The organism is Amycolatopsis sp. SID8362, from assembly GCF_010550475.1.
GTDB classification, from domain to species: Bacteria; Actinomycetota; Actinomycetes; order Mycobacteriales; family Pseudonocardiaceae; genus Amycolatopsis; species Amycolatopsis eburnea.
In genome coordinates this window covers 1-8,620 of the sequence record NZ_JAAGNB010000776.1, presented here as the reverse complement: position 1 = coordinate 8,620, position 8,620 = coordinate 1, and the positions used below count along the sequence as shown (strand labels likewise).

At 72.1% G+C, this 8,620-nt stretch carries 6 protein-coding genes and 1 pseudogene; 5 read left to right on the top strand and 2 right to left on the bottom strand.

What is annotated here, in order from left to right; all coding sequences use genetic code 11:
• From G3I65_RS23905 to G3I65_RS23890, 4 genes are all read left to right on the top strand, one after another.
• The coding region (locus G3I65_RS23905; protein ID WP_160698078.1) for an SDR family NAD(P)-dependent oxidoreductase at positions 1–2,853 on the top strand (2,853 nt) is incomplete at its 5' end.
• Complete coding sequence (locus G3I65_RS23900) at positions 2,853–4,430, top strand: acyl-CoA carboxylase subunit beta (protein WP_160698077.1); 1,578 nt, start codon at positions 2,853–2,855, stop codon at positions 4,428–4,430. The genes G3I65_RS23905 and G3I65_RS23900, both read left to right, overlap by 1 nt.
• A gap of 17 nt (positions 4,431–4,447) precedes the next feature.
• The gene (locus tag G3I65_RS23895) at positions 4,448–5,422 is read left to right on the top strand and encodes an alpha/beta hydrolase family protein (RefSeq protein WP_160698076.1); all 975 of its coding nucleotides are present in this window, start codon (positions 4,448–4,450) and stop codon (positions 5,420–5,422) included.
• Positions 5,423–5,475: 53 nt separating this feature from the next.
• Positions 5,476–6,666, top strand: a complete 1,191-nt coding sequence (locus G3I65_RS23890) for a lipase family protein (protein ID WP_160698079.1) — start codon at positions 5,476–5,478, stop codon at positions 6,664–6,666.
• Between the two features lie 4 nt (positions 6,667–6,670).
• Here the strand turns inward: G3I65_RS23890 and G3I65_RS23885 are convergent, their stop codons facing one another.
• Together G3I65_RS23885 and G3I65_RS23880 are read right to left on the bottom strand one after the other, a co-directional pair.
• The gene (locus G3I65_RS23885) at positions 6,671–7,318 is read right to left on the bottom strand and encodes a cutinase family protein (RefSeq protein WP_160698075.1); all 648 of its coding nucleotides are present in this window, start codon (positions 7,316–7,318) and stop codon (positions 6,671–6,673) included.
• Positions 7,319–7,485: 167 nt separating this feature from the next.
• Positions 7,486–8,154 carry a TetR/AcrR family transcriptional regulator gene (locus G3I65_RS23880; RefSeq protein ID WP_160698074.1) on the bottom strand — a complete coding sequence of 223 codons (669 nt, stop codon included), beginning with the start codon at positions 8,152–8,154 and terminating at the stop codon, positions 7,486–7,488.
• 79 nt (positions 8,155–8,233) lie between these two features.
• Between G3I65_RS23880 and G3I65_RS23875 the strand changes: the two are divergent.
• Positions 8,234–8,620, top strand: a pseudogene (locus G3I65_RS23875) (hypothetical protein); the annotation flags it as partial.

The following is an 8,620-nucleotide window of genomic DNA, read 5'->3' as shown; positions in this document are numbered from 1 at the left end:
GACCACCCGGCGTACGTCCTGCACCCGGCATTGGCCGACGCCTGCCTGCACGCACTGGCCGCGGCCGTCGGCTCAGCGGACGTCCTCTACCTGCCGCTTTCCGTGGGCGAGGTGGTCGTCGCGGGCGAGCCGCGCCGGGGCGTGCGGGTGGACGCGGTGGTCGCCCCGTCCGGCGACGGCCTGCTCGGGAGCGTCCAGCTGGTCGATGCCGAGGACGTCGTCCTGGTGGAGTTCCGGGACGTGTACTGCCGCCCGTTGCGCGATGCGGCGGTGGAGCGGCTCCTGCTTGAGGCGACTTGGCAGCCGGCGGAGCTGCCTGACGCGCCGGAGCGCGAGCACCACTGGATCGAGCTGGACGCGGCGCGCCTTGGCGACCGGGCGATGCTCGCGAAACTGCTGCGGGACGGGGAGACGACCGCGGTCATCGCCCGTCTGGGGTCGGCGGGTGACCCGGATCCGGAGTCCGGGGCGCGGTTGGTCGGGACGTTGGGTGGGGTCGTCGCCGAGCTGGCCGAGCTGCCCGCGCCGCCGCGGTTGTGGCTGGTCACGGCGGGGGCGCAGGCCGTCCGGCCGGGTGAGGCGGGGGATCCTGGGTTGGCCGCGGTGCGGGGGCTGGTGCGGGTGCTCGCGTTCGAGCATCCGGAACTGCGGGCTTCCCTGGTGGACTTCGACGACCTCGCGCGGCTGGCGGACGAGATTCGCGCGGATGCCCCGGACGACGAGATCGCTTGGCGTGACGGAGTCCGGTACACCCGGCGGCTGACCCGCCCGGACCTCGGCGACGCGGTCCGCGAGCCGGTCAGGGACGGCGCTTACATCATCACCGGTGGGCTGGGTGGGCTCGGCCTGGTGGCGGCGAAGTGGCTGGCCGAGCGGGGGGCTACGCGGGTGGTGCTCAGCAGCCGCCGCGCTGCCGACCCGGGAGAGCTGGGTACCGAAGTCCGCGTGGTGCCCGGGGACATCGCAGAACCCGGGACCGCCGAGAAGCTGGTCGCGGCCGCCGTCGAAGGGGGTGTGCCGCTTCGTGGGGTGCTGCATGCCGCCGGGATTCTCGCCGACGGGGCCGCGATCACTCTCGATCCCAACTCCCTCGACGCCGTCTGGCGGCCCAAGGCGCTCGGTGCCTGGCGGCTGCACCAGGCGACCGCCGGGCACGACCTGGACTGGTGGCTCGTCTACTCCTCCGCCGCCGCGCTGTTCGGGTCGCCCGGGCAGGCCGCCTACGCCACCGCCAACGCCTGGGCCGACGCCCTCGTCGCCTGGCGACGGGCCCAGGGGCTGCCCGCCGCGACCATCAACTGGGGTGCTTGGGGCGAGACCGGCGCCGCGGCCGGGTCGAAGAACCCGGTGCTGACCCCGCTCGGTACGGACGAAGCCGTCGCCGCGCTCGACGCCGTCCTCGCCCGCGACCGCCGGCAAACCGGGATCGCCCGCATTGACGCCGGGACCGTCCTGGAACTGTTCCCGCGGCTCGCCGAACGGCCGTTCTTCACCCTCTTCAGCCCGCCGAAACAGTCCACTTGGGACGGGATGGAAACCCTGCGGGCCGGGACACCCGAGCAGGCCAGGGCCGCGATCGCCGATCACCTCGCCGGGCTCATCGCGGACCTGCTGGGGTTCGCCGAGGTCGATCGGGACGTGCCACTCACCCGGTTGGGGCTGGACTCGCTCTCGGCCATGCGCGCCCGCGGTGCCGTGGAACGCGATTTCGGCCTGCCGCTGCCGATTCCGCTGCTCCTGCGCGGAGCGAGCCTCGGTGAGCTGGCCGCGCACCTCGCGGAGCAGGCCGGGTTCGGGACCGCCGCGCCGGTCGAACGGGTCGTCGCCGGGCCGCGGGATCCCGCCGAACGGTGGGTCGCGCGGCACTGGCGGACCGTCGTGGGCGGGGCCGAACCCGGGGTGCACGACGACTTCTTCGCCGCCGGCGGCGATCCGGAACGGCTGCGGGCGCTCTTCGCCGCCGAACTCGACGTGGTTCCCGCGGGGCTGTTCGACACTCCGACCGTCGCCGCGATCGCCGATCTGCTGCGGCCCGAACTGGAAGGGCACGGGGGCGGGCCGGTGCGGGTGCTGCGGGACGGCGTCGCCGATCCCGTGTTCCTGTTCCATCCCGCGGGCGGGCGGGCGAACGTGTACCGGGAACTCGTGCGGCTGCTGCCGGAAGGGCAGCCGGTGTACGGGTTCGAGCGGATCGACGACGAGGACACCGTCGAGGCCAAGGCCGCCTGCTACGCCGAGCTGGTCCGCGAGATCCAGCCGGACGGTCCCTACCGGCTCGGCGGCTGGTCGTTCGGCGGCTGCCTGGCCTACGAGACCGCGCGGCAGCTCGGTGGCGCCGAACTGGTGTTCCTCATCGACACCATCCTGCCGCTGCCCGCGCCCGGCACCCCGGTTGAGGAGCTGCTGCTGGACCGCTTCGACCGGTTCGCCGACCACGTTTCGCGCACGTACGGCGTGCCGTTCTCGGTGCCGCGCGAGGAACTCACGCGGCTCGACGAGGAAGCCCAGATCCGCTGGGTGATGGGGAAGCTGGCCGAGCACGTGCCGGATCTGGGCGCGGGAGTGCTGCGGCACCAGTACGAGTCCTATGTGGACGCGCGGGTCGCCGAGCGGTACACCCCGGCGCGCTACGACGGGCGCGTGGTGCTGCTGCGCGCGCAGGACCCGCACCCGCTGACCACTGCGCTGGACCCGCGGTACCTGCGCACCGACGACACCCTCGGCTGGGACGCGTACTGCCCCGACCTCGACGTCGTGCGGGTGCCGGGGGACCACGTGTCGATGATCGACCCGCCGCACGTGGCGGCGCTGGCGGCCGCGCTCGCCGCGCGGCTCGGGACGGGGGTGCGGTGATGGACGAGCTCACGCCGGGTACGGCGTTCCGGATCGCGGATCTCGCCGCGCGGCAGGACGAAGCCGTGCGGATCGCCGAGAAGCGGGCCGTGGACCGGCAGCACGCCAAGGGCAAGCTGACCGCGCGTGAACGGATCGAGCTGCTGCTGGACCCCGGGTCCTTTGTGGAGCTCGACCAGCTCGCGCGGCACCGGTGCGCCGAGTTCGGGATGGACGCGAACAGACCCTGGGGCGACGGCGTGGTGACCGGGCACGGCACCGTCGACGGGCGGCAGATCTGCGTGTTCTCCCAGGACTTCAGCGTCTTCGGCGGCAGCATGGGTGAAGTCTCGGGCGAGAAGGTCCTCAAGGTGATGGACCTCGCGATGGCACTCGGCTGCCCGGTCGTCGGGATCAACGACTCCGGCGGCGCCCGGATCCAGGAAGGCGTTGTCTCGCTGGCGTACTACGCCGAACTCGGGCGCCGCAACGCCCACGCGTCCGGCGTCATCCCGCAGATCTCGATGATCATGGGACCGTGCGCTGGCGGCGCCGTCTACGCGCCCGCGATCACCGACTTCACCGTGATGGTCGACGGGACTTCGCACATGTTCGTCACCGGACCGGACGTCGTGCACGCGGTCACCGGCGAGCGGGTGACCGCGCAGGAGCTGGGCGGCGCGGCCGTCCAGTCCGAAGTGGCCGGCAACGCCCACCACCGGGCAGTGTCCGAAGAGGACGCCGTCGAGTGGGTGCAGACCCTGCTCGCCTACCTGCCGTCGAACAACCTCGACCTCGCCCCGGAGTACGCCGACGACACCAGCCCGGTCGTCACTCCCGCCGACCTCGCGCTCGACCGGCTGGTGCCGGACTCGCCGCACCGGACCTACGACATGGCCGAGCTGATCGCCGCGCTGGTCGACGACGGCGAGTACACCGAGGTGCACAGTGCCTTCGCGCCCAACATGATCTGCGCGTTCGGCCGGGTCCAGGGCCGGTCGGTCGGCGTCGTCGCCAACCAGCCGCGCCACCAGGCCGGCGTGCTCGACATCGACGCGTCCGAGAAGGCCGCCCGGTTCGTGCGCTTCTGCGATGCCTTCGGGATCCCGCTGCTCACCCTCGCCGACGTCCCCGGCTACCTGCCGGGCACCGGCCAGGAACGCGGCGGGATCATCCGCCGCGGCGCCAAGCTGATCTACGCCTACTCCGAGGCGACGGTGCCGAAGGTGACCGTGGTGGTGCGCAAGGCTTACGGCGGCGGGTACGCCGTGATGGGCTCGAAGCACCTCGGCGCCGACGCCGTGCTCGCCTGGCCCACCGCGGAAATCGCCGTGATGGGGGCCGAAGGCGCGGTGCAGGTGCTGCACCGGCGTGAGCTGGCCGCATTGCCGCCGCAGCAACGGGAAGCCGCGCGCCGCCGGCTCACCGAGGAGTACCGCGAGCGCCACGGCGGCCCGTACCTGGCCGCCGAACGCGGGTACGTCGACCAGGTCGTCACGCCGTCGCAGACCCGCCTGCACGTGGCGCGGGCGCTGCGGACCCTCCGGACGAAACGGCAGACCCTGCCGGCGAAGAAGCACGGCAACATCCCCCTGTGAGAAGTCGAGGAGTCGCGATGAAGCGATGGGCTTTGCTGGCGTTGTCCGCCGTGCTGTTGGTGGCCGCCGGCGGCGTGACCCCGGCCGTGGCCGCCCCCGCCGTGGCCGACGACGGCGCGAAGGTCGTCTCGGAAACCTGGGTGGACGCCCGGACCGTCGACCTCAAGATCAGTTCGCCCGCGCTCGGCACCACCGGCATGGTCCGGCTGATCGTGCCGACCGGCTGGGCCGCGCAGCCGAGCCGGACCTGGCCGGTGCTGTTCCTGCTGCACGGCTGCTGCGAACCCGTCGACTACCAGTCGTGGGACCAGTTCACCGACGTCAAGGCGTTCACCGCGAACAAGGACGCCCTCGTCGTGATGCCGACCGACGGACCGGCCGGGATGTACACCAAGTGGTGGAACTTCGGGCTGGGCGCCACTCCCGACTGGGACACGTTCCACACCGCCGAAGTGCGCCAGATCGTCGAACGCGGCTACCGCGGCGGCACCCAGCGCGCGGTCGCCGGGCTGTCGATCGGCGGGTACGGCGCGCTCGCGTACGCGTTCAAGCACCCGGGGATGTTCGGCGCGGCCGCGTCCTACAGCGGTGTGCCCAACACGCTCTTCCCGGGCATCCCGGTCTGGATCATCGGCATCCTCGCCCGCGCCGGCATCTACAACTACCTCCAGCTGTGGGGCGACTCCTTCGGGATGCGGCCGCTCTGGTCGGCCGCCAACCCGTACGACCACGTCGACCAGCTGCGCGGCACGGCGCTCTACATCTCGTGCGGCAACGGCCAGACCGGGCCGCTCGACCCGCCCGGCCAGTCCGACGTCCTGGAGCCGTCGGCGCTGCTGTCGTCGCAGAGCTTCACGGATCTGCTGCGGGCCAAGGGGATTCCCGCGACCGTCGACTACTACGGGCCGGGCACGCACAGCTGGCCGTACTGGCAGCGGGCGCTGCACAACTCGTGGCCGGTCCTGGCCGGTGCCCTCGGCCTGCCCGCCTGAAAGATTCCTGTTAACCATTGGAGGTTGTGGTGAAGTCCGTCCACGTGCGACAGCTGGTGTCGGCACTGGTGAGCTGCTGCCTGGTGGCGCTGGGGGTGGTGGCCGCGAGCCCGCCCGCCGGCGCGGCCGCCGCGCCGATCCTGCCCGGGCCGTTCGACGACTCGTTCTACACCCCGCCGTCCCCGCTGCCGGCCGGGAAACCCGGGGACGTGCTCCGCTGGCGCCCCACCGTCCCGCTGCTCAACGCGGCCAACGCCGACGCCTGGCAGGTGATGTACCTTTCGACCAACGCCCAGGGCCTGCCGGACGCGGTGACCGGGACGATCCTGGTGCCCAAGGGGAAGGACCCGGCCACGGCGCCGATCGTCGGCTACGCGGTGGGCACGCAGGGACCGGCGTTCAAGTGCACGGCGTCCAAGGCGATGGAGCGGGGCACGCTGTACGACCAGCCCGCCATCAACGACTCGCTCTCGAGCGGGTACGCGGTCGCGGTGACCGACTACGAGGGCTACTCGCCGACGACGGTGCCGACGTACATCACCGGTCAGTCGATGGGGCCCGCGGTGATCGATTCGGTGCGGGCGGCGCAGAACCTCCCGTCCGCCCGGCTGGCCAAGGGCGCCAAGGTCATCTTCCAGGGCTACTCACAGGGTGGCGGCGGGGCGATGTGGGCAGGGGAGAAGCAGCCGTCGTACGCGCCGGAGCTGAACCTCGTCGGCGTCGTCGCGGGCGGGATCCCCGCCGACCTCACCGAGGTCGCCAAGGGTCTCGACGGGTACATCGGGTTCGGGTTCCTCGCGTTCGCCGCGGTCGGCCTGGACGCGGCCTACCCGGACCTGAAACTGGATTCGTTCCTCAACGACACCGGCCGTCAGCAGCTGGCCGACGCCAAGAAGAACGCCTGCGTCGCGGAACTGCTGCTGAACTACTCGTTCAAGAAGATCAGTGACTACACGACGTCGAACCCGCTGGACACCCCGCAGTGGCAGGCGCGGCTGGCGCAGAACAAGCTCGGCGCGAACCCGCCGCGGGTGCCGGTGTTCCAGTACCACGCGAGCACCGACGAGATCGTCAACACCCCGCAGGCGGAGACGCTTCACCGGACGTACTGCGCGGCCGGGGTCCGGGAGCAGTGGAAGACCTACATCTCCGACCACGCCACCGGAATCCTCGCCGGCAACGCCGACGCCCACCAGTGGATCGTCAACCGCTTCACCGGAACCCCGGCACCCGCCAACTGCTGAGGGGTCAGACCTTCGTGGCGGCGAAGGCTGCTGCGTCGGCGGCGTTGTTCCCGTAGCTCAGGTGGGCCAGGAAGTTGAACCCGCCCGCCTGGCAGATCGGGTCGCCGTCGGCGCAGTAGTCCTTGGTGCGGCTCTGGTAGGTCCCGGTGACCTGACGGCCGACCGCGCGGATCGGGTTGCCGAACAACAGGATCGCGGCGATCCGGGGCGCGAGGTCGGCGGGGATGGTCGCGACGATCGGCCCGCCGACGATGGCGCCGTCGCTGCTGATGCCGATCGAGTTGTCGACGACGTTGGCGCCCTGGGAGTAGCCGACCAGCACGAACCGCTGCTGCGGGCAGGCCGCGGCCTGCGCTGTGACGTGGTTGACCAGGTCCGTGTTGCCCTTCTGCACCGACGCGGGCTCGCCGAGGTCGGCGGGGTAGTCGACGCGGTAGCTGCTCAGCGACCGCGGGCGCAGCGTGTTCTGGACGGCTTGGTAGACCGGGTCGCCGACGATGAAGCCCAGCGTGCCGGGCTCGCCGGTGCCGCGGGCGACCGGGACGTCGATGTCGGTGCACGGCGCGGCCGAGGCCGCGGGTGCGGCGGCGACGCCGAGCCCGGTGACGGCGATGCCGAGCGCGGCGGCGGCGGAAAACAGGCGTGTTTTCATGACTGATCAGCACCTCTTCGCGGAAAACGGAGTCGGCAAGCGCTTTCCGATGTGCCGGAAATGCGTTCGTCGCTTGCGGGTAACGGCAGCGTCGCAGTGACCGCCGACCGCGGCAAGAGGCAGTTCCGGAATTGTTCAGCGGGTGACAATCAGTCCCTTGTGGACGCTCAGGTGGCGCACTGGCGCGCGTCGCCGACGTGGTCGAGCAGCGCCGGGTCGAGGCCGCGCAGCGCCGCCACGACGAACCCGGTGGCCAGTTCGCCCGCCGCGATCGGGTCGACGCCGGGGGAGTGCGACACGTGCATCGCGGCGCGGCCGACGAGGCCGACCATCATCGCGGCGAGCAGGTCCGCGCCGGGGCCGGGCGTCCGGCCGTGGGCCAGCAGGGTCTCGTGGATCCGGGCGAGGACGTGCGTGGTGACGGTGTCGGCCAGCGCGCGGCGCTCGTTCGACATCTCGTCGACGGCGGAGTCGAACAGCAGCCGGAAGCTGTCCGGGTGGGCGCCGGCGTAGCTGAACATCGCCATCACGGAAATCCGCACGCGGTCTTCGAGGGGTTGGGCGCTCGCGGTTTCGTACGCGGTGAGCACCCATTCCCGCAGTGCGGCGACTTCGCGGGTCACGGTGGCGCGGAAAAGGGCCGCTTTGTCCCCGAAATGCGCGTAGAGGGTCGGTTTGGTGGAGTCGGCGCGGTCGGCGATCAGCCCCATGGTGGCCTGGGCGTAGCCGCGCTCGGCGAACACGGCGCGGGCGGCGTCGAGCAGCTCGCCGTCGGTGGGCCGGGCGGCCGGGCTGCGGCGGGTGCTGGATCGATCAGGGGAACTCGGCCGGCTCATGGAGGTGTACTGTACGGTCCCGCTGCTTTACTGTCCGGTAAAGCTCGTTCCGTCGCCCGTCCCCGGTGGAGGAACCTTGGTGTCCCCCGAAAGTGCCCGGCAGCGCGTCCCGGCTCCGCGGGACGACGGCGAAGAAGTGCTCGGGAGAAGCGAGCTCGCGGCGCTCATGCGCCCGGCCCTGCCGGCGCTGGTGGACTGGATCGTCCAGGAGGTGTGGCGGGTCGTCCCGGTCTACGCCCGGCCGGGCGACGGGTCCTACGGCCGCGTCACCCGGTACGGCGTCGAGTGCGCGGTCGCGCTCTTCGTGGACCTCGTCGAAGACCCGCTGGCGCCGCGCGACCGGCTGTACGAGACCTGCCACCGCCTCGGCGCGGGCGAGGCCCGCGAGGGCCGGACGCTCGACGACCTCCAGGCGGCGTACCGCGCCGGCACCCGCGCGGGCTGGCGCTGGATCATGCGGCTCGGC

Coding starts and splice junctions, on each gene's coding strand:
- G3I65_RS23900 (WP_160698077.1), top strand. CDS start 2,853: ATGGACGAGCTCACGCCGGGTACGGCGTTCCGGATCGCGGATCTCGCC.
- G3I65_RS23895 (WP_160698076.1), top strand. CDS start 4,448: ATGAAGCGATGGGCTTTGCTGGCGTTGTCCGCCGTGCTGTTGGTGGCC.
- G3I65_RS23885 (WP_160698075.1), bottom strand. CDS start 7,318: ATGAAAACACGCCTGTTTTCCGCCGCCGCCGCGCTCGGCATCGCCGTC.
- G3I65_RS23880 (WP_160698074.1), bottom strand. CDS start 8,154: ATGAGCCGGCCGAGTTCCCCTGATCGATCCAGCACCCGCCGCAGCCCG.